The sequence below is a fragment of the Alloacidobacterium sp. genome (genome assembly GCF_035631355.1).
Lineage (GTDB): Bacteria > Acidobacteriota > Terriglobia > Terriglobales > Acidobacteriaceae > Alloacidobacterium.
In genome coordinates, this window is the sequence record NZ_DASQIX010000066.1 from 1 (window position 1) to 21,964 (window position 21,964).

The following is a 21,964-nucleotide window of genomic DNA, read 5'->3' on the forward strand; positions in this document are numbered from 1 at the left end:
ACAATAACAACTATCAGATCAGTGGGCCGTTCAATGCATTGGCTCAGGGCAGCCATACTCTCTCTGTTTCATTTATTGGAACAACAGATTTCGCAGGCAGCAACACCAGCGCGATGCTGAATGTTTCCGCGGGAACGGTATCAATCAGTGATACAGTTACGCCCACCAATCCGGTTCAAGGACAGGGTGGGACAGTGAGCATAACGGTGGCAGGCGTTGGGAGTGGTGCTGTACCGACCGGTACCATTACTTACGCATTCAATGGAGGCGGCAGCCACATAGTTCCTTTGAGCGGAGGCGCTGCTGCCATAACGATTCCGGCCATCATTCCCGCTGGTAGCAATTCCCTATCGCTGGCTTATAGCGGAGACACGAATTACGCTGCAGCATCGACCTCTGTGACGGTCACGATCTATGGCAAATCGCAAACCACAATCGCTTCGCTGACGGCCACTACTGTGCAAATCAATGTCTTCGGCTTTGGCTTCACCGCGCCGAGCGGGCAGCTCGCCTTTACTGACGTGACCAGCAGCAGCCCGGTCACTGGACCAGTCACGCTGAATACTTCCACTGCTGCACCGTCCTTGTTGCCCCAAACAACGACGAGTACAGGCGCCAACAGCCTTCCCGTGTGGACCGAGCTCGCTGACCTAAATGGCGATGGGATACCGGACATGATCACCTCCGTGTTTGGGACGGACTCCGTAACGATTCAGTTCGGAAAAGGTGACGGCACGTTTGGCACGGCAACCTCGATCCTGATCGCCAGTGGCTTTGGCCCGTCGGAAGTCCATGCTGTCAGCCTGCGCGGGAACAGCACGCTTGATCTGATAGTCGGAAGCTACAGCACAAATCAAATTGCCGTGATGCTTGGCAATGGCAACGGAAGTTTTCAGCTTCCAGTGTTCTACACCGTGGGCACGGCAACTAATACGCCAACGTCGTTAACAACAGGCGATTTTAACCACGACAATAACCTGGATGTAGCTGTGGCGAACACCGGCGACAACGCCGTCAGCATACTGATCGGCGACGGTAGCGGCGGCTTGTCGGTGACCGGATCGGCTATCAAGGTCGGACACAGTCCGGAAGCCATTCGCGCCGCGGACTTCAATGGAGATCTCTATTCGGATCTAGCGATCGCAAACTATCACGACGGCACAGTGTCCATTCTGCTGAACAACCAGAATGGCACGTTTACCGCAAGCACCGTCACTGTCGGCACTGGACCGCAGGCCCTCGCCATCACCGGTGCGGGCAGCAGCCAGTTGCTTGCCGTGGCAAATTTCGGTAGCAACAACGTCAATGTTCTGAAAAACAATGGCAGCGGAACATTTGTCGCGCAAACAACAGTCAGTGTTGGTAATGGACCGGACGAGGTGAGGTTCTTTGACATCAACGGCGACAGCATCCCTGACTTAATCGTAGCGAACTATACCGATGGCACACTCAACGTCGCAGTCGGCAGTATAGCCACGCCCTATACCGTGTTCGGCCCGTTTACCATCGGAACCAAACCTTATTCTGCGGCCGCAGGCGACATTGACGAGGACGGCACGCCCGACATCGTGGTTGCCAACACCTTCAGCAATAACACTGGCGTGCTGTTGAGCGGCACACAGATATCCGTACCTTACACCGGACTTTCTCTCCCCGCTGGAAATACCCTGAATGCAACTTATTCCCCCGACGCCAATAGCAAATATGGAGCCAGCACATCTCCGAATGTGACTGCTCCTTAACCATTGACAAGCTGCGTTTGCAAGCTAGTAGCTGCTCATAAGAAAGGACCCCTTTCACTATGTCAGAAACGCCCCAAAAAGAAGGCGCAGGTGGGCAGGACGAGCGGGATAATGTCAGTCAGGAACAGACATCTGCACGAAGGGAGTTGATCCAACGGTATGCCAAAGTTGCCGTGGGCGCCGTCACCTCTTCTTTTGTTCGTATCAAAGGCGCACGCGATTCACAGTAAGCCTTGAACCTTAGTTGGGCTCAATGCTCCAGTCCTTCTGTTGACATCCCGGAAGGAACAAAGCTATGTAGGCCTGAATTCTTGCCTCTAGTGAAACGTCGGGAACGCCGTCCGCCATGCGCGCTTCAGTCCATATTTCGCCAGCAGGCGAAATGGCCGCATCACTGGCGCGAGGAAGTGTGGAAGCCGATGGTCATTGAGCCATCGAGAGTCCTCATTGGTCGGTGCGAAGAAGGCCAAACGGCGACACCACCGCATGGCCGGACCTGTTTCCGCCTGAACGTAAAATCCCCAGATTTCGGGATCGCGTCCAGTGCCTGCTGCGCCTGCCAACAATCTTTGGACGCTGGCGCGTGCTGCCTGCAGAGCTCTAGGCGAATCTCCCAGTACTGCGGTCAGGCTCTCCGGAAGACGCTTCGGGAAAACCTCTTCAACCATCGCGCAACTGATATAGAGCACCTGTTCCAGTCCTTGCGCCTTGGCACATTCTATGAGTTCGCGCGGACCACATGGCATTGTTTCGAGTGCAAGAGCAGCATCAAGAATCCAGATCAGCCTACCGTAGCCATGCTTCAGTCCGTGGAGGAACAGATACAGGGCGCGGTCTGTTTCAGACATCGTCTTCATGGGCTGGCCGCGAAATGCGCCATTGCGCGCTCTGTTCCACGTGCCCTCAACGTCGAAAGGAAAAGATCGAGGAGACGCGACGCCGAAATGCAGTTCAACCATGGACTCGCCGCGCATAAATTTGCGTTGATATTCATCAGCAGGTGCTGACGCTTCCCACCCTTCTTCTAGCAGTAGTTGCTCAGCCTGATGGTAACCGCCTACCCGCACCAGCAAATCAAGATCGACGCATGGGCGAAGTGTCACATCACCATATAATGTCTCCGCCAATGCCGGGCCCTTCAACGGAAGCACTTCGATGCCGCGCATCGCGAAAACGGCGAGGAGATGTTCCAGTTCCTCCGCCAGACTTTTACTCGACAGCTGCGAATTCAGGACGGTCTCGCGGAAAGCTTTGTCTGGGACTTCTATGCCACTCGCAGTTAAAGCGCGGTAAACAAGAGGCAATACTCCGTGAGTCTCGGCCAACATTGCCAACAAGCGGCAGTCTGCACCACGGGGGACAGCGGAAGCTGTTCCGCGCAAGCAGGCAATCAACAGCTCCGCCTCTGGAATCGCGGCTTCGTTGCTCACTTTCATATCTCCAGACAAACCTAGAAGAACGTCTGCACTATATCAACAACCTGATACTGCTCGTCCAACACCGGCATCACGCGCCATTTATCAAACGTCAGGCATGGGTGCGAAATGTCGAAGCCGATCATGTCGCCAACGCGGAGATCGTCACCCTCTGCAATCTGCAAATATGCGTGCTGATCCATCATTTTGGTCAGCATCCATCGCGCGAGCACAGCCTTCGGCGTGGCGTCACCTGGTCTATAATGCAGCGCTGGAGTGGGAAAGCCAGCGTCGAAAGCGGCATCGCGCTTACCCATTCCTACAATCGCTTTCTCTGCTTCCGGTACAGACTGCACATAGGCCCAGACATGCAACGCAGGCAGCAAACCGGATGTCATGCGGCGCGCTATGGGATTATGTTCGAAGATCCTCGTCTGCGCCTCACGATATGAGCCAACGTCATGCGTGAGATAGCAGCCCGGACGCAGAATGATTTCAACTGCATCGCCCAACCCAGCAGAAGAAAAGACCTCTGCGACAACGTCATACCAGGCAGAGCCTGCTCCCGAAAGCAAAACAGGCGTATGCAGAAAACGCTTTTCCGCGGCCAGCATCCGGGTAACATCCACTGCGCGTTGCAGGAATGCGCGAATAGCAGTCTCATCGTCGAGCACGCCTTCATACATTTCAATACCGCTCAACGCGAGCGTATTGCTCCAGCGCAACAATGCTGCAAGAACTGTCTCTAACTGCGCCTGATCACGCACTCCGGTACGTCCGCCCATAACTCCAAGTTCGAGCAACACATTAAGACGCTGACCGCGCTCGGCATAGAACTCGCCAAGCTGGTCAACCTGCGCTGCGGTATCGACTAGACAATAGTATTCAAAGACGGGATCGAGCAGCAGGCGCGAAATAATGGCCATGTTCTCCTTGCCCACCAGTTCGTTTGCCATCAAAACGCGCCGCACTCCATATTGATAAGCCACTTGCGTCTGGTGCGCGGTCGCGAGCGTGATTCCCCAGGCGCCTTTGTCTAATTGCAAGTGAAACAATTTCGGTGCCATGGTGGTTTTGCCGTGCGGCGCTAGTTTGACTCCGTACGCGTTGATGAATTGCTGCATCCAGTGAAGATTGTGCAGAAGCTTGTCCTGATACAGAACGGCAGATGGCAGGCTGAGGTCTTCGCGCAGCAGGCTCCAATCGAGTGACGCAATATTTTCCGGCTCCAAATCTTTTTCGAGATGGCCGAGACCCTTATTTAGTTGAGAAATTGCCATAAGTATATAGCGCTTGCCGTCTATCAAATCAGATTTCATAGTCTCCCCGTAACAGGCACATGCGCGGTCCGAAACACATGCCGGATATATTCTAAGAGAGCCGAAGATGCCCAACTGCGATACTCTCATCCGAAACGCGACTGTCCTGGACGGGAGCGGCGCTGCCTCACAATGTCTGGATGTCGCGCTAAACGGCGATCATATCCGCGAAATCGGCAATTCCCTAAAGTATGCAGCGACGGAAAACATCGATGCCGATGGTCTTATATTGGCTCCCGGTTTCATCGATGTTCATACGCATGACGACACGGCCGTAATTCACAATCCGGCTATGCTTTCAAAGCTTTCGCAGGGAGTTACAACCGTGATCGTCGGCAACTGCGGCATCAGCACCGCTCCCGTGCAATTGCGCGGAGAGCCGCCCGATCCGATGAACCTGCTCGGCTGCGCCGATGCTTTCCGCTACCCAACATTCGCCGCGTATGTTGCGGCAATCCAGAAGGCGCAGCCATCCGTAAACGTCGGCGCGTTGGTTGGTCACACGGCTTTGCGCAACAACCAAATGGACAGGCTCGACCGCACGGCAAGCGCGACAGAAATTGACAACATGCGCCGCCAGCTTCAGGAGGCGCTTGATAATGGGGCGCTGGGGCTGAGCTCCGGTCTCGCATATCTTTCGGCATACTCTGCTTCGACAGACGAAGTACTTGCTCTCGCGCAACCTTTGGCAGCCGCGGGCGCGGTTTACACCACCCATATGCGCAGCGAGACGGAAACAATTCTCGACGCGATGAACGAAGCGTTCGAGATTGGCCGACGAAACCATGTGCCGGTCATTATTTCTCATCTGAAATGCGCCGGCATCGCGAACTGGGGACGCAGCGGTGAAGTGCTGCACACTCTTGACACAGCGCGCGCGTCGCAGAATGTTGGATGCGATTGCTATCCCTACGCGGCCGGATCGAGCACTCTCGATCTGCGGCAAGTCGACGAGCGCGTAAAGATCACGATTACCTGGAGTACGCCGCATCCTGAACTCGCGGGGCAAACGCTCGCACAAATTGCAATCAACTGGGGCATAGCGCAGATCGATGCGGCCCGCAAGCTGCAGCCTGCTGGGGCCATTTATCACAGCATCTCCGAAGATGACATGCGCCGGATTCTGCGGCATCCGGCTACTATGATTGGCTCCGATGGACTGCCGAATGATCCCCTCCCTCATCCCCGTCTATGGGGAACATTCCCCCGTGTCCTGGGACGCTACAGCCGCGAAGAAAAATTGCTTTCTCTGCCCGAAGCCATTCATAAGATGACGCGAATGCCGGCTCAACGCTTCGGGCTGGCAAAGCGCGGCCTGGTTCGCGAGGGTTATTTTGCCGATCTCGTACTTTTCGATTCGGAGAAGATTATCGACACTGCCACATTCGCTGACCCAATACGTCCCGCTGAGGGCATTGCCAGTGTATGGGTGAATGGCGTTCTCTCCTACACGAATCGAGGAGCTACCAGAAAATGCAGCGGTCGCTTTCTGCCTCGCGGCAAAACAACATGGATTCAATAAATCAAAGGAGTACGGAATGACCATCAAGCGTTATGGCGTGGAGGGCGGTAAGGGCACAGGGGGAAAGCACCTTCCGTTCGCACGAGCGGTCGAAGCCAATGGTTGGCTCTATGTTTCGGGCCAGGTGCCAATGGTCAATGGCGAAGTAGTCGCAGGCAACATTGTTGCACAGTCTGAACAGGCCCTTCACAATCTGCTCTCGATCCTGAGCGAAGCCGGTTTTGGACCGGAACATGTGGTGCGCTGCGGCGTATGGCTTGAAGATCCGCGCGACTTCTCGTCGTTCAATTTTGTCTTCAGAAAGTATTTTGGCGAGCACCCTCCCGCCCGCGCATGCGTTATATCCAGCATGGTCGTCGATTGCAAAATCGAAATCGATTGCGTTGCCTATAAGGCCCCGAACGCCTGATCCGTACATTGACTATGATCGATCATCACAGCATTTTTCTGCTCATCTCGGCCCTCATCGCTGTTGTCGGTCTGGTTCTGCTGATCGCCGTAGTCAAGCTGAATCCATTCATCAGCTTGTTTCTTGTGTCGCTAGCGCTGGCTGTCGCTGCCGGAATGCCGCTTCATAACATAGCCCATTCCTTTGAAGTGGGAGTCGGTGGAACGCTCGGACACATTGCCATTGTTGTAGCGCTGGGAACGATGCTCGGCAAAATGATGGCCGAGTCAGGCGGCGCTGCTCAGATCGCGCATACGCTGATCAATCTCTTCGGTGAGAAAAATGTCCATTGGGCCATGGTCGTCATCGGACTCATCATTGGCCTGCCCGCATTTTTTGAGGTCGGCTTCGTGCTGCTCATTCCCATTGCGTACACTGTGGCCCGACGAACAAAAACATCGCTGGTGTTGGTTGGACTACCAATGGTGGCCGGCTTGTCCGTTGTGCATGGCCTTGTGCCGCCGCACCCCGCTGCGCTGCTGGCCGTTACCATCTACAAGGCCGACGTGGGCCGCACCATCTTTTACGCGTTGCTTGTCGGCATTCCTACCGCAATCATCGCCGGCCCTCTCTACGCGAAGTTGATTGCTCCGCATGTAACGCTCGCCGAGGAAAACCCCATGGCCGCCGAGTTTGTCGATCATGGCGATGAGCAAAGCCTACCCGGCTTCTGGCTTACGCTGCTCACGATTCTTCTGCCCGTCTTGTTGATGCTGGTGGGAAGCTGGGCCGACACGCTCTCCGCGCCCAAGAGCGCTCTGAACGAGTGGCTGCGTCTGATCGGCAATGACAGCATCGCATTGTTAATTGGCGTGCTCTTCAGCTTCTTCACGTTAGGCAGAATGCGCGGCTTTACCCGGGAAACGATTCTGCGTTTCAGCAATGAGTGCCTCGCGCCCACGGCGACTATCACGCTGCTGGTTGGCGCAGGCGGCGGCTTTGGGCGCATCTTGCAGGACAGCGGCGTCTCCAATGCGATCATCTCCGTCGCCATGCACAGCCATATACCTCTGCTGTTCCTTGCCTGGCTTTTGGCGGCTCTAATGCGTCTCGCAACCGGTTCGGCCACTGTAGCAATGACCACCGCCGCCGGCATCGTTGCGCCCATCGCTCTGCACGGCGCGGGCGTTCATCCAGAACTGCTGGCGATTGCCACCGGCGCAGGCTCCCTGATCTTCTCGCACGTCAACGATGGCGGATTCTGGCTGGTCAAGGAATACTTCAACATGAGCATTGGCCAGACCATCAAGACCTGGTCAGTCTGCGAAACCATCATCTCAGTCACGGCGCTCGTTCTTACCGTCGCCATATCGTTCGCGATCAGATAGGGCGTAGCCGTCACGCCACTGTGTTCGAGAGTGTCCCAATGTGTTCAATTGAAATGTGAATCTCGTCTCCGTGATGGAGCGTAAAAGTATCCGGAGGCACAATGCCCGTGCCTGTCATAAGCAAGCTGCCACAGGAGAATGTGTTGTCGCGATAAAGATACTCGGCCAGCAACTGCGGCTCGCGTTTGAGTTCTGCCAGTGAAGTCTTCCCTACGAAAGCAGCATCACCGCCGCGCAGGATCCTCAGCTCAATTTGAGATTCTTTGGGCAGCGGTTCCGGCCTGAGCAGGATACACGGACCAATCGCGCAGCTTCCGTCATAAACTTTGGCCTGCGGTAAATAGAGCGGATTCTCGCCTTCAATGTCGCGCGAACTCATATCATTGCCAATGGTGTAGCCGGTAATTTTTCCGCTGCTGCTTAACAATAAAGTCAGTTCAGCCTCGGGCACTGACCACTTCGCATCGCTGCGGATGCGAACTTTATCTCGATGCCCTACAACTCGGCGGCCTGTTGCTTTAAAAAACAGCTCCGGGCGCTCTGCGGAATATACCCGGTCATAGAAAGTGCCTCCGCCAGCGTCTTTTGATTCCTCCATGCGTGCCGTTCGGCTGCGATAGTAAGTTACTCCAGCGGCCCACACTTCCTGATTTTCAACCGGAGGCAAAATATCGATCTCAGAAAATTCCTTCGAGGGCGAGGTATTTTTTATCGCTGCAAAGCAGTGATCGTGGAGGTCATCGCGGGCGATCAGCGAGTCCCATGATTCTGCTTTAGTGCGATAGAAGAAATTCTCAAACGAGGTGAATGCGCCGCTTCTGGTTCGATAGAGTTTCATGTGGCATGCTTCCCCATCACGTTAGTAGGTACTGCAAATACTTATGCCCTTATGTCCGCATTTCCGCCCCCAAGAAGGTCAAAGAACCTATGCTCGCCTAGGAAGGTTTCACGAAGAGCCTGGTCACGAAAGGCCTCTGTTCCACCAGCAGACTGCGTAGACAGGGCACCGGTGATATTCCCTGCCCGTGCGCATGTGACCGCGTCTTTGGAAAGAAGATAGGCGCAAAGGAATCCCGCATCAAAGCTGTCACCCGCTCCAATCGTGTCCACCGGAGTCACAACGAGTGGAGCAACATCGATGCCGCTTCCATGTTCATACACGCGAGCACCATGGCGTCCGCGCTTCACGGCGATGACCGGCGGCTTTACTGGTAACGCTTGGACCGCATCGTTCAGTCCCCTGCGCCCGGTCATCCGGCATATTTCATCCTCATTGGGGAGAAACACATCGACATGAATAAGTACCTCAGGCAAGGGGTCTCCCCAACGGTCTTCGGGATCGTCATTTGTATCGAGCGAGATGGTGAGCCCAGCTCGCTTCAGGCGGCGCAGGAATTCAGGCAGTCCGGCATGCAGGCCGCGTTGTAGATAGAGTGACGAAAGATGCAAATGGCGCGCCCGGGCTAGAAAATCGAAATCGAGGTGCGCGATTGTCAAATCAGCAATCGTCCCCGCAAAAGTAAGCATATGGCGCTGATCGCCGTGCGGCAGAATGACGGTTATGCCACTCGCGGCGTCGCTGTGCCGCACCACTGTCGAGACATCGACGCCTGCCGCCACCAACCTGTCTAGAGCAATACGTCCAAATTCATCGTTTCCAATTAGAGATGTAAACGCAACACCTGCGCCAAGAGTTGCGGCATTGTGCGCCACAATCGACGAAGAGCCCCCCAGAGTAGCGCCGAAGCTGCTTGCGAGCAATTCCCTTTCCGTCGGCATCTCGGTTGGAAGGCCATAAAGAATTACGTCGAGATTGAGCTCTCCTGCGATGGCGATGTCGAAATCTTTCATAGTCGTTAACGTTTTTCAGCTTCCTTTACCCTTCGTTATCTATGTATTCGACGTAGACGAAGTCCGTATCGCGAATGCCTATTTTCGGCTCAGTCATGATTTTCGCAGACTTGCGGGCAATGTGGTTTACCTACCACTGCGCTGACGACCGATGGTTGTTCCTTGCAAACGATATTTGAGGATGGTTTACTTTTAACTTCTTATTGTTTCTTTATCTCATGTTTAAGGAATAAACAGTGAATCCCCTCTCGCAGCTTCTGAATCTTTCTCAACCTGAAAAACTGGAACGCGGCCTGCTCTACACACCCGCCGAAATCGCGCAGCAGCCGACGACATGGCCCGTCACACATCGGCTGTTTGAGGAGCTACGGCGAGATCTGGCGGTATTTTTGCGGCAAGCTCATGAAGAAAGATGGCCCATTTACCTGATTGGCGCTGGGACCTCAGATTACGCTGGCCGTTCTGTTGCGAATCTGCTGCGGAGACGCTGGAAATGCGAAGTGCAGGTTGTCCCCAGCACTGACTTGCTCACGAACGGCGATGATCTTATGGTTCCGGGTCTCAACTACCTTTGGATTTCTTTCTCGCGCTCCGGTGATAGCCCGGAAGGCGTAGCCGCGCTGGAGCAGGCGCTTGTAAACAGCCCAAATGTCCGGCACGTGATTGTGAGTTGCAATCAGAACGCCCAGATGGCAAAGCTTGCCCATGAACACAAAAATTGCTTCGCCGCGGTACTGAGTGATGCAGTCAACGATCGCAGTCTGGCGATGACCAGCTCATTTACGAACATGATCCTCTTCGGCCAGGAGCTCGCACATCTGTGGGACGGAACTCCTTTCGACAAGACGCTGGAGTGCATGGTGCAGGCCGCAGAATACCTTTTACGCGAAGGCGCGGAGTTGGCTCACAACTTGGCACAGCAGAAATATCGCACTGCCTGCTATGTCGGTGCTGGATCACTATCTGCAACTGCACGCGAATCCGCGCTGAAGATGCTCGAGCTGACCAGCGGTGGAATTCAGACGATGTATGAAACAACGCTTGGGCTTCGGCATGGCCCGATGTCCGCGCTAAACATGGAAACACTCTTCACTCTATTTCTTTCCACCGACCCCCTGCGACGCAAATATGATTCTGACCTCTTGAATGAGATCCGCGTGAAGCAGATTGTGCGTTCGATTGTGACGGTTGGCGGGATGCACGACGCGAGCGATTGTAGCCTTGGCTGCCCTGCTCTCGAACACTTGGACGATTGGTATCGCCCTGCCGTAGACGTCATCTTTGGCCAGTTGCTTGGGCTTTTCACCTCCATTGAACTTGGCCTGAAACCAGATTCGCCAAGCCCGCGCGGAATCATAAACCGTGTCGTCGAGAAGTTCACCATATATGCCTGAAGCTTCGGAATATACAGCTCTGGAAATTGCTCGCTTGATATAAAGCGTTGGTTACGATAAGTCTCCGCAATTAGTTGTCTGCTTGCCATCGCCAGTGCGACCTTTGCGCATGACAAACCTCCTGCCGTCTTCAAAGCGTCCATGCGGCACAGAATATTCCGCTGGAGACTGACCCGCAATCTCCATTCTGGCGCGGCGCAGAGCCAATCGTCGCTGATGTCGACGCACATCGAAACAGTTCTAGAGTACAGGACCGAGATCAGGTCACGCTGGACGATAAGAGCCGTATCTAAAGCCCGAACCCAACCCGACCGCCGAGACTCTTGGGCCTTTGAACTGGGCCATTTGCGGAGCTCTTTTAGCGGATCGGATTTTCAAGATATCCGGAAAATACAAGGAATTCGAAGTCTCGCCGAAGGAGAGTGGATTGACCTGGATATTGACCTTAATTCACCTCACCGCGAAGATGGATGGAAGTGGAATTCCAATTTCCAAGTATCCGCACGGATCGATCGCAACACCAATGTCTGGTATGCGGCAATGCGGATTCTCTTCCGATCCATGATCCACACGCGCCAGCGGAGGGAACCATTTTTCGCGCTAGTCTCTATCGCAGCCAAGGGCCTCCTGAACGGCGAGTAACAATGGCATGGATCCCGCCGATGACCGACATGTTTCACACTCCCAAGCGCTTCGGAGATTGAATTGGCGAAGGGCAAAAACAAAAATCATTGATGCTTAACGTGCTGTCACTTCTGCCAGTTCTATGAAACTCATCCCTATAAATAAAATGATCAGAATTTACGTTCATGATATAGCCGCTGGATGCTTGGGCAAATAATTCCTTGGCAATCCTCCTTCGCCATAGCCAGCGAGTAAGGTGCCAGAGCGACAACTCTGCTGTGGCGGCTACAATTGACCAGCATTGATCGCAACGGTTCTCAGTTGTCACAATGGGAGCAGTATAAATGAGCCTCCTAGAAAATCTTAGAATCCGAACCAAGGTTCTCATCGCGCTGCTTCCTCTGGTCGTGATGGTTATTGCAGGCACGATGTACGCATCGATTGAGATGGGCAAAATCGATGCCTGGTACAGCGACCTGATCAGCAAAGATGTCAAGACCCTTCACAACCTGACAATCGCACGTTCGCAAAGCAACCTGTTCGGAATGCTCCTTTATAAGGAAATCGCGGAGACCAGTGTCGACACAATGCATGTAATCGACGCTAATCTCGACGAGGCGGCAGCTCAACTCCACACATACACAGATGCAGCGAAGGAGACTAGCCCAAGTCTTTCCGAGGTAATCAACGCAGCGACAGATCATTTTGATCGGGCTGTTTCGGAATCACGCGCAATTAGAACCGCAACATTGTCCAGTAACAATGAAAGAGCCATGGAGCTAATGCGAACGAGATTCGATCCTGAGCTGAACGACGCTCGACAATCTCTCATCCAGCTATGTGAGCAATTGCAGGCAACTCTGAACCAGCGATCCGCCGAACTTACTGTCAGAACACACCGGACGATTTTGATCACGTGGATCGTGATCACACTGGGCCTGGCTGCATCTTTCATTCTTGCGCTCACCATCGTACAGGTTGAAGTAGTGAAGGTAGTACTGTCATTTCGAGGCCGAATACTGGATGTAGCGGCAGGAAGACTAGACGAACCTATCTCCAACCTTAACAGGCCAAATGAAATTGGCGAGATGAGCCGTGCACTGCAGGCATTGCAGACAGCTGCGCGCGAGCGGGAGACGCAGGGATGGGTCAGAGCTGAGGTTGCGGCTACTGTTGAGCGTTTGCAATCGGCAGAAGATTTCGCGGAGTTCTCCACAATCCTGCTGTCTCGGATCGCACAGTCGTTCAGCTTGTTATATGGTGCATTTTACCTCGCTGACCAAAACCAAACTCACTTCACGCGTGTAGGCTCTTTCGCAATGGACGTCGCAACAGAGCCTCGACAGATTGCGCTCGGTGAAGCTCTGGTGGGGCAAGCTGCTGTTGAGCGGCGCAGCCTTCAGATTGTTTCTACTGCAGACAAGCCGCTCCAGGTTTCTGTTGGCATCGGAACAGTGACACCCGCGTGTGTCCTTTATATTCCCGTTATCAATCAGTCTGTTGTGTTGGCGGTCGTTGAGTTGGCACCTTCAGCTTCGGTGTCCCCGCGCCAGCAGGCGCTCTTTGACACGCTTCTACCGACCGTGGCGCTGAATACCAAGATTCTTTTGAGCAAACTTGAGGCCAAGGAACTCCTCGAACAGACACGTGTGCAAGCTGCGGAACTTTCTGTGGCCAAAGAAGCCGCTGAAACCGCTACCAAAGCCAAATCTGATTTCCTTGCCAATATGAGCCATGAAATCCGCACGCCGATGAATGCCATCATCGGCATGACACATCTTGCGTTAAAGACTCAACTTTCCCCCAAGCAGGAAAACTACCTAATCAAAGTAAAGTCGGCGTCGCAATCTCTGCTTGGCATAATCAATGACATTCTCGATTTCTCGAAAATCGAAGCGGGCAAGCTGGATTTGGAAAACACCGGCTTCCGTCTTGAGGACGTACTCGACAATCTATCCGCAATTGTTAGCCAGAAAGCCCACGATAAGAACCTTGAGTTTTTGATTAAGGTACAGGATGAGATTCCTCCTAACCTTATCGGAGACCCGCTGCGCCTCGGTCAAATCCTCATCAACCTGGTAAACAATGCAATCAAGTTCACCGAACATGGTGAGGTGGTGGTGATAGCAACGCTCGAAGAGCAATCGGCAGAGCGAGTGAAGATGAAGTTCTCAGTCCGCGATAGCGGTATCGGCATGACGCCGGAGCAGAGCGCACGGCTGTTCCAGGCGTTTGTGCAGGCAGATACATCAACGACGCGAAAGTATGGTGGCACCGGTCTCGGGCTCTCTATATCCAAACGTCTGGTTGAGATGATGGAAGGCAACATCTGGGTCGAGAGTGAACTTGGAGCAGGCAGCACTTTTCATTTCACTGCCTGGTTTGGTATTGGAACAGGCGAGAGACGCAAACGTTTCATCCCTGACTTGGCAGGTGTTCGAGCCCTCGTGGTCGATGACAATGCACAGGCACGAGAGATTCTCACCGACGAACTTCAGTCCTTTGCGCTCCGGGCTGAGTCGGTTTCATCGGGAGAGGATGCCATCCGGGAAATATCAGTTGCAGACTCCAAAGATCCCTATCGTTTGGTCTTAATGGACTGGCATATGCCGGGAATGGATGGACTTGAAACCAGCCGCATCATTAAGCGCAATGACAGGTTGCAGCACGTTCCCAAGATCATAATGGTGACCGCATTCGGGCGAGAGGATATCAGGGGCAAAGCAGAGGAGATTGGAATCGATAGCTATTTGCTGAAGCCAGTCAACTTGTCACTGCTTTTCGACACGTTGGTGGATCTCTTCGGTATTACGGGGATTGAGGCGCATCGTTCCCTAGAAAAAAAAGAGAACGCGTATGTGCACGATGCGAGTGGTATTCGAATCCTGCTGGTCGAAGACAATGAGATGAACCAGCAGGTTGCGACCGAGTTGCTTGAGGGGGCGGGAGCTAGCGTCACCATTGCAAATCACGGTGGTGAGGCTGTGAAGATATTGACCGAAAGCGATCAGCATCCGCCGTTCGATGTTGTGTTCATGGACCTGCAGATGCCCGAAATCGACGGCATTACAGCAACAAAGCTACTGCGGCGTGTTCCGCGCCTGCAGAAGCTTCCGATTATTGCGATGACGGCCCACGCGCTGGTTGAAGAGCGTCAACGTTGTCTTGATGCAGGCATGAACGATCATGTGTCGAAACCAATTGACCCTGACGCTCTGTTTTCCACCTTACTGCGATGGGCAAAGCCCAAGCCTGTGCAGCCTCAAACAAAACCTGCAAATACTCCCGAAGATGTCATCCTGCCAGAAATAGCAGGTATAGATATTGACAATGGCTTAAAGCGGGTTGCCGGCAATAAGCGCCTTTATCGCGACCTTCTGAGACAGTTCGCAGCGAAACAGGGCGACGTTTCCACTGAGATTCTAGCCGCACTCGCGAGTGGCGATCTCAAACTGGCTGAGCGCATTGCTCATACAGTTAAAGGTGTTGCCGGCAACATTGGAATCGTGGATGTGCAATCTGCAGCTCAGAATCTGGAGAAAGCAATCCGCGAGGATCATCCGGATTCGATACCTTCTCTGCTCGACAAGTTCGCAGAATCGTTGGGACAACAAGTTAGCGCCATAAAGGCCGCGCTGCCTGAAGCGGCGCCTGCCTCGCCAGAAGAAGTGCAGACGTTACCTTTCAACGGAGTAGCGGCCACCGAGGCGATTGCTCGGCTCCGAAGCCTGCTCGAGGCTAGTGACGGCGCCGCAGAAGACGCATTCTATAACCTGCAAGCTACAGTAAAGGGTACTGTAGAAAAGACCCAGCTGGATGCTTTAGGCACCCTCATCAATGACTTCGACTTTGAAGGTGCTCTAGGAAAACTGGATGAGGTGGCCAAAACTTGCGCGCAAAAAAACGGGAGCAGGTGAAATGAAAGAACAGGACCCGCAGAAAACGATCCTCTTGGTGGATGATGCCCCCGCCAACATTCAAGTTGCAAATTCGATCCTCAAGGACACCTACAAAATCCGCATTGCAACGAATGGGGCCAAGGCATTGGAGTTGGCCAATGCTATACCCTCTCCAGATCTGATTCTGCTTGACGTCATGATGCCTGAGATGGACGGATACGAGGTATGCTCGCGGCTAAAAATGGAGGCACAGACGCGCGACATACCTGTTATCTTTCTGACAGGCCAAACTGAGATTGAAGACGAAACAAGGGGATTCAAAGTTGGCGCGGTGGATTACATTCATAAGCCGTTTTCTCCTGCGATTGTCATGGCGCGCGTCCAAACCCATCTGATGCTCCGCAGTATCCAAGAGCAGCTCGCGCATCAATTGCACACAATCCAAAAGGAACTGGAAACTGCACGGCAGATCCAGCTGTCAATTCTCCCAACCCAGATCCCGAAGATCGAAGGCCTGGAAATGGCTGCACGTTATGTTCCCATGACCTCGGTTGCCGGCGATTTCTACGACTTCATCGTAGTGGATGAAAAGCGCCTCGGAATTCTAGTAGCAGACGTGTCAGGACACGGAATGCCTGCTGCGCTTATTGCGTCGATGTTGAAAATTGCGCTGGCTGCACAGGTTACCAATGCAGCCGATCCTGCACAAGTGTTGTCCGGTTTGAACAAAGCCCTTTGTGGGAAGTTTGAGCATCATTATGTTACAGCGGCATATTTGTTCGTTGACATGACGAGAAAAACACTGACGTACGCTGGCGCAGGCCATCCCCCAATGCTGTTGTGGAGCACGTCATCCGCGGCCGTGCATGATATCGAAGAGAATGGGTTGTTTCTTGGGAAATTTCCTTGGGCAACTTACTCTTCGCTGGAGTTGCCGTTTAAAGCAGGTGATTGGTGTTTGCTTTATACCGATGGAATTCCGGAAACCGTTAACAACGCGGGAATCGAGTTCGGTAATGACCGCTTCAGGGAGTTCCTGACTATGGCGCAATGCACATCTGCAGATCAACTCGCTGACTGTCTGTTGAGCGAGTTAACCCGATGGGCCACTCGCGGCTCGGATGAGGAGCTCGATGACGATATCACGATGGTTGCTCTTCGCTGTCATTGACTGGTGGCGCGCAGCCCCCTTTTCCTTTCCTAATCTGCATCCGCAGAATCTCGCTTAGCAATGCTGCTTAAAAGGACATAACCCGATACTCCTGCGAGTAGAGACGCGGACAGCACTGCGGTTTTTGCAGCATCCAGCATGGCAGGATCTTGGAATGCCAGTGCACTAATAAAAAGAGAAACCGTGAATCCAATTCCAGCAAGCACACCGACACCGACAACATGACTCCAACGTACCGACTGCGGGAGCTGCGCAACTTTCACCTTTACTGCGATCCAGCATGTAGCAAAAATGCCCAGAGGCTTACCCGCGAGCAGCCCCACCAATACGCCCCATGCCAGCGGGCTGTGCAGCAGCGACCGCCAGGTCGATAACGAGAAGGTGACTCCGGCGTTCGAGAGTGCGAAGAGCGGCAATACGAGAAATGCAATCCAGTCATGCAGCTTTCGCGTAATCTGGTCTGCCGGCGATTCGGTTCTTGAAATGAGATATTCCATCGCGCCGAGCCGTCGATTGGCCATGGCATTGTCTCCAGCGGCAAATGCCTTGCGAAACTCCGCCAAAGTTTCCGCACAGACTTCGCCGAACGTATCGAGCGGGATTCGGGCGTGGACCGGCATAATCATTCCCAGAATGACTCCGGCGATCGTTGCATGGATTCCGGAGCGAAGAATTGCCAGCCAGAAAGCCAGTCCCAGAACCGCATAGATGATCAGCCTGTCAACTCCGACGCGACGGCAAAGAAAGATAAGAGCCAAGAGAAGAGCGGCAATTATAAGTTGCTCGAGGTGCAGCGTGTCGGTATAAAACAGCGCAATTACGACAATGGCCCCGATGTCGTCAGCAATAGCTAGCGAAAGCAGAAACACTTTCAACTCAGCGGGAATCCCTTTCACCATGGCAAGCACGCCGAGCGAAAAGGCAATATCGGTTGCCATGGGAACACCCCAGCCATAGGCGCCCGGCCTTCCATGGTTCAGCAATACAAAAATCAATGCCGGTACAATCATGCCGCCAATGCCGCCAAAGATGGGCAACGCGGCGCGGCGTAAATCCGCTAGCTCGCCGTGGACAATTTCCTGCTTGATCTCCATGCCAACAAGGAAAAAGAACAACGCCATCATGAAGTCATTGATCCATGCATGGATCGGCAACCTCAGCCCGGAAAGCCTCAGCTCTACATGCCAGATGTGGTAGTACGAGGTGCTCCACGGTGAGTTTGCCCAGATCAACGCAATGACTGCCGCTGCTAGCAGAAAAGCGCTGCTGACCCCTTGAGTATGGATGAACTGCTGAATAGGAAGTTGTACCGTGCGTGCAATTAAAGATTCACCCACTTCCAGCCGCAAAGCCCCTAGTGTACGTGCCGGTACAGTCATGGCAGTCAGTTTATCTCTAATATCAAAACGAGAAACACATCAGCACCAACAAAAACGTCCGTCGCAAACAGCGTCATCTCGAATTGCCAGCATGAGACGAAAATACAAGGAGGGCTTCCACTACTCTACTGTCACATTTGCCAGTAGAAGTGTCGGGCCTAAACCGATAACTTTAGACCGTCTTGCAGAATAGTGGGCGTTTGCAACTGAATTTGAAGGAGGCGAGAGCTTTGTATGCTTTTTCCCCTGAAAAGTTGCGTGTTCAGAAGTGTAGCCGGGACCGCACTAACCTTAATGAGACAATGAATGCCCAAGTAAGGCCAAGATAGAAAATCGGTTTCTCAAGGAGGACAAGGTGATTAAGAGCGCAATTACATTCACAGCTTTCGCGTGCCTGGGCATGGCCTCAGCTCAGGGATCCCTCGCCCAGAGTAACACTACCACTCAAGGAGCACCTGCCAAGGCTACAGCGCCACTCACCTCGCCACAGGAACAAAATCTCAATGAATACATCGCTCTCTTGCGGAAAGATGTGCGATCACAAAAGTCCGCAGTGATGAGCGCAGTCATGCAACTCGACCCTGACCAGGCGGCCAAATTCTGGCCAATCTACCGTGATTATGACGCTGAACTGACAAAAGTCAACGATCTGAGAGTAGCCAATATAAAAGAGTACTCACAAACATACAGTCAGTTGACGGATGCAAAGGCGGATGAGTTGGTCCAGAACGCTTTGTCGTATCAGAGGCAGCGGATGGATCTTCTGGCCAAGTACTACGACCGCGTAAAGGATTCACTTGGGGCGGTTACTGCCGCGCGATTCGTGCAGGTCGAATATCAATTGCTGCTGATCATTGATCTGCAAATTGATTCGTCGCTGCCCGTGGCGGGATCCTGACCGGAAGGGAGAAGAAAACCAAATGTACAAGTCCAGAACTTTGTCGACAATAGCATGGTGTGCACTAGTAGCAGCGTTCGCGATTATCGATGTGGCTGCGGTATCACAGGAGAGCATGATTACGGTGCCGGCTGGTACACCGATCATGGTGAGAATGCTCGACACGGTAGATTCCAGCAAGGATCCGAAGGGGTACCGATTTACGACCGTGCTTGAGACCAACCTCGCGGTCAATGGGACCGTCATTGTGCCGGCAGGCAATACTGTGTATGGACGCCTCGATGTAGCGCAGCAGGCAGGACGCGCAACCGGGTCCTCCAATTTGCAGTTGGTACTCACGGACATCGTCGTCAACGGTACTGCCTATCCGATTTATACGAGTGACTACGAGGTGAAAGGCAGTAGTAGCGGTAAAAGAAGCGCCAGACGCCTTCTGGGCGGGGCCGGCCTCGGGGCAGCAATAGGAGCTATCGCAGGGAATGCAGGGATGGGAGCGGCCATCGGTGCAACTGCAGGCGCCGTGGGATCTGTAGTTCAGAAGGGTCAGTCAATCCAAGTGCCCAGCGAGACCTTGATTTCGTTCCGTCTGCAGCAGCCTGCATCCCTCCCGGCACCCTGAGGCAGTCACGAAAGCTTCTCCAGGTAGTTTTCTATGCCGAACAGCGGCTGTTTCATAACGTGAGACTCATTTGAGTATCTACTGGCAAATAAGAGTATTATGAAGCGCGAGTTTGTAACGAGCTTAGGGGAGGTTATCGCACAATGGGAGATAATGCGCGCTTTCAGGATTATGGCAGAAGGCAATTTCTTCGGACTGTTCTTTCAAGCGCCGCCGTTGGAGTTACAGGCCTGGCTGGAATCGAGTTGGCTTCTCCCGCGCACGTTAGCGCCCAAACCAATCTGAGCCCCGATGAAGCCCTGCAAGAATTGCTTTCGGGAAATCAGCGTTTCGCCGCCAATCAGCTGACTTCGATTCAGCACGATCTAAGCATATTGAAAGAGAAAACGGTCGATAAACAGGAGCCTTTCGCTGCTGTGCTCGCCTGTGCTGATTCCCGGGTGCCTGTGGAGCTGCTTTTCGACCAGACAATCGGTCACATCTTTGTCACACGAGTGGCCGGCAATATTGTGACGCCAGAAATTATTGCCAGCCTTGAATATGGCGTTGCCGTTCTGGGAGTTGAAGCAATCCTTGTGCTCGGCCATAGCAATTGCGGAGCAGTGAAGGCGGCAATGAAAACAGAAACTGTCCCGGGGCAAATCAGTTCACTATATACGCGTCTCAGGCAGGCGGTGGAACAGTCTCACGGTAATCTTGACCAGGCAATCGAAGCTAATGCAAAGGTTCAAGCAGAACTACTGCGCACCTCTTCGACAGTCATTCGCGATGCCATTAAGGCAGGCAAACTAAAGGTGACCGCCGCGGTCTATCATCTGGCCACGGGCAAAGTTACTTTGAGCTAAACATCTTTGTAGAGTGAACGTCGACTCTCAATCTGGATCATGCCTAATCCTGGACAACGTCGTCAGTTCATTCGAAAGAGTCCCGCTTAGACTCGTAAGGGACGAAATGAAGCCTATTGCTGCCAGCCGCCCCCAAGGGAATTGTAAAGCTGTACCAAGGCCACTCGCTCATTGAGTTCGGCCTGTGCAAGAGAGATTTGAGCATTGAAGTAGCGGGTGTCACTGTCCAGTACTTCAAGGTAGCTTGTAACGCCGCCATTATAGCGAACATTCGCAAGCCGAACTGTATCTTGCGCTGCCGTAGTCAACAACTCTTGCTGGGCGCGATATTCCTGATCCTTCCTATACCCTATCAGCGAGTCCGATACTTCGCGGAATGCCTGCTGGATGGATTGCTGGTAGAACAACACTGCTTCCTGCTGCTGTGCCTCAGTTAATCTGACGTTGGCGCGAAGTTTTCCTGCAGTAAAGATAGGCTGAGTCAATTGCCCGCCGAAACTCCAAAAACCTGCCGGGCCGGTAAATAAGTTCGTAAGAGCCGTACTCTGGTACCCAGCTATCGCTGTCAGACTAATGTCAGGGAAATATGCCGCCTTCGCCACGCCGATTTGTGCGTTTGCTGCAATCAGTTGCTGCTCGGCCGATTGGATATCGGGTCGCCTCTCTAATAAGGATGAAGGAAGCCCTGCGGGAACTGTCGGAGGAAAGTGGATTTCGAGCAGAGTCTTTCCGCGCGTAATAGGCTCTGGGTTGTCACCTATCAGTATGCTTATGAGGTTTTCCTGCTGCTCAATGCTCCTCTCGAGGGCCGGAATGTTCGCCGCTGCGCCGTAGACCAACTGCTCCGACTGACGGACGTCGAGCATGGAGGTCGTGCCACCGGTTGCGCGTATTTCGACAAGCCGTAGTGACTCTTTGCGAGATGCCAGCGTGTTTCGAGAGATTTGCATTTCAGCATCAAGTTCCAATAACTGGAAATATGCCGAGGCTATATTACTCACCAGACTCCAGATCACAGCCTTCTGGCCCCACTCTGTTGCCAGAAGGTTGGCGCGAGCCGATTCCGTTGCCCTGCGATATTTTCCCCAGAAATCCAGTTCCCAGGCCAGGGACAGATTGAGTTGGTTTGCGCTCGTATTGGTAGCCGGAATTGTCTTTGTCTGGGGAAGGCGCAGGTTAGATGCGCTTGCCCCACCATAGATGGAAGGAAACTGGTCCGCGCGCGTAATTCCCAATTGGGCTTGCGCCTGTAGCACACGCGTGGCTGCAATGCGCACATCATAGTTCTGAGAGATTGCTTTGTGAATCAAGGCCTGCAACTGCTGGTCATCAAAGACAGTCCACCATTTCTCATCGGCGATCGATGCGGTGGTCTGCGGCGGAGCATTTGGATCGAGCCCACGGTAGGCGTCTGGTGCATTGATCTGTGGGCGCTTGTAGTTCGGCCCGACGGTGCAGCCAGTCAACAGCATCAACGCAATTGCGATGACCCTACGCTCGCCAATCATTG

At 53.4% G+C, this 21,964-nt stretch carries 17 protein-coding genes; 11 read left to right on the forward strand and 6 right to left on the reverse strand.

Annotation, left to right across the window (positions count from 1 at the left end; genetic code table 11):
* On the forward strand, window positions 1-1,742 hold a 1,742-nt coding region (locus tag VEV40_RS12090; protein WP_324832623.1), incomplete at its 5' end, for a VCBS repeat-containing protein.
* Window positions 1,743-1,801: 59 nt separating this feature from the next.
* On the forward strand, window positions 1,802-1,972 hold the full coding sequence (locus VEV40_RS12095; RefSeq protein WP_324832624.1) for a hypothetical protein: 171 nt from the start codon (window positions 1,802-1,804) through the stop codon (window positions 1,970-1,972).
* An 87-nt stretch (window positions 1,973-2,059) separates the two neighbouring features.
* Here VEV40_RS12095 and VEV40_RS12100 read toward each other — a convergent pair whose 3' ends face one another.
* Window positions 2,060-3,178, reverse strand: coding sequence for a nucleotidyltransferase family protein (locus VEV40_RS12100; protein ID WP_324832625.1), 1,119 nt, complete (start codon window positions 3,176-3,178; stop codon window positions 2,060-2,062).
* Between the two features lie 14 nt (window positions 3,179-3,192).
* Window positions 3,193-4,476, reverse strand: a complete 1,284-nt coding sequence (locus VEV40_RS12105; RefSeq protein ID WP_324832627.1) for an amino acid deaminase — start codon at window positions 4,474-4,476, stop codon at window positions 3,193-3,195.
* A gap of 67 nt (window positions 4,477-4,543) precedes the next feature.
* Here VEV40_RS12105 and VEV40_RS12110 point away from each other — a divergent pair, with 67 nt between their 5' ends.
* From VEV40_RS12110 to VEV40_RS12120, 3 genes are read left to right on the forward strand one after another with little or no spacing between them, the layout of a single operon-like run.
* On the forward strand, window positions 4,544-5,998 hold the full coding sequence (locus VEV40_RS12110) for a D-aminoacylase (RefSeq protein WP_324832628.1): 1,455 nt from the start codon (window positions 4,544-4,546) through the stop codon (window positions 5,996-5,998).
* Between the two features lie 16 nt (window positions 5,999-6,014).
* On the forward strand, window positions 6,015-6,407 hold the full coding sequence (locus tag VEV40_RS12115) for a RidA family protein (RefSeq protein WP_324832630.1): 393 nt from the start codon (window positions 6,015-6,017) through the stop codon (window positions 6,405-6,407).
* 14 nt (window positions 6,408-6,421) lie between these two features.
* Window positions 6,422-7,774 (forward strand): gluconate:H+ symporter, encoded by a 1,353-nt coding sequence (locus VEV40_RS12120; RefSeq protein WP_324832631.1) that lies wholly within the window; start codon window positions 6,422-6,424, stop codon window positions 7,772-7,774.
* Window positions 7,775-7,784: 10 nt separating this feature from the next.
* Here the strand turns inward: VEV40_RS12120 and VEV40_RS12125 are convergent, their stop codons facing one another.
* Window positions 7,785-8,612 carry a fumarylacetoacetate hydrolase family protein gene (locus VEV40_RS12125; RefSeq protein ID WP_324832632.1) on the reverse strand — a complete coding sequence of 276 codons (828 nt, stop codon included), beginning with the start codon at window positions 8,610-8,612 and terminating at the stop codon, window positions 7,785-7,787.
* Between the two features lie 41 nt (window positions 8,613-8,653).
* Complete coding sequence (locus VEV40_RS12130) at window positions 8,654-9,625, reverse strand: carbohydrate kinase family protein (RefSeq protein WP_324832633.1); 972 nt, start codon at window positions 9,623-9,625, stop codon at window positions 8,654-8,656.
* A gap of 236 nt (window positions 9,626-9,861) precedes the next feature.
* Between VEV40_RS12130 and VEV40_RS12135 the strand changes: the two genes are divergently transcribed.
* The 3 genes from VEV40_RS12135 (at window position 9,862) to VEV40_RS12145 (ending at window position 16,713) form a co-directional block, all read left to right on the forward strand.
* Window positions 9,862-11,019, forward strand: coding sequence for a tagatose-6-phosphate ketose isomerase (locus VEV40_RS12135; protein ID WP_324832634.1), 1,158 nt, complete (start codon window positions 9,862-9,864; stop codon window positions 11,017-11,019).
* A 968-nt stretch (window positions 11,020-11,987) separates the two neighbouring features.
* Window positions 11,988-15,560 carry a hybrid sensor histidine kinase/response regulator gene (locus VEV40_RS12140; RefSeq protein WP_324832635.1) on the forward strand — a complete coding sequence of 1,191 codons (3,573 nt, stop codon included), beginning with the start codon at window positions 11,988-11,990 and terminating at the stop codon, window positions 15,558-15,560.
* A 1-nt stretch (window position 15,561) separates the two neighbouring features.
* A complete protein-coding gene (locus tag VEV40_RS12145) occupies window positions 15,562-16,713 on the forward strand; it encodes a PP2C family protein-serine/threonine phosphatase (protein WP_324832636.1) in 1,152 nt (383 codons plus the stop codon).
* A 29-nt stretch (window positions 16,714-16,742) separates the two neighbouring features.
* Here the strand turns inward: VEV40_RS12145 and nhaA are convergent, their stop codons facing one another.
* Entirely contained in the window at window positions 16,743-18,092 is a 1,350-nt protein-coding gene (gene nhaA / locus VEV40_RS12150; RefSeq protein ID WP_324832637.1) for a Na+/H+ antiporter NhaA, read from the reverse strand.
* Between the two features lie 355 nt (window positions 18,093-18,447).
* On the opposite strand from nhaA, the gene VEV40_RS12155 reads away from it, so the two are divergent.
* From VEV40_RS12155 to VEV40_RS12165, 3 genes are all read left to right on the forward strand, one after another.
* Window positions 18,448-18,990 carry a hypothetical protein gene (locus tag VEV40_RS12155; RefSeq protein WP_324832638.1) on the forward strand — a complete coding sequence of 181 codons (543 nt, stop codon included), beginning with the start codon at window positions 18,448-18,450 and terminating at the stop codon, window positions 18,988-18,990.
* A 115-nt stretch (window positions 18,991-19,105) separates the two neighbouring features.
* Window positions 19,106-19,609: a hypothetical protein gene (locus tag VEV40_RS12160; protein ID WP_324832639.1), complete on the forward strand. Its 504-nt coding sequence runs from the start codon at window positions 19,106-19,108 to the stop codon at window positions 19,607-19,609.
* Window positions 19,610-19,752: 143 nt separating this feature from the next.
* Window positions 19,753-20,454, forward strand: a complete 702-nt coding sequence (locus tag VEV40_RS12165; RefSeq protein WP_324832640.1) for a carbonic anhydrase — start codon at window positions 19,753-19,755, stop codon at window positions 20,452-20,454.
* Window positions 20,455-20,567: 113 nt separating this feature from the next.
* Here VEV40_RS12165 and VEV40_RS12170 read toward each other — a convergent pair whose 3' ends face one another.
* Complete coding sequence (locus VEV40_RS12170) at window positions 20,568-21,962, reverse strand: efflux transporter outer membrane subunit (RefSeq protein ID WP_324832641.1); 1,395 nt, start codon at window positions 21,960-21,962, stop codon at window positions 20,568-20,570.
* Between the last annotated feature and the right edge of the window lie 2 nt (window positions 21,963-21,964).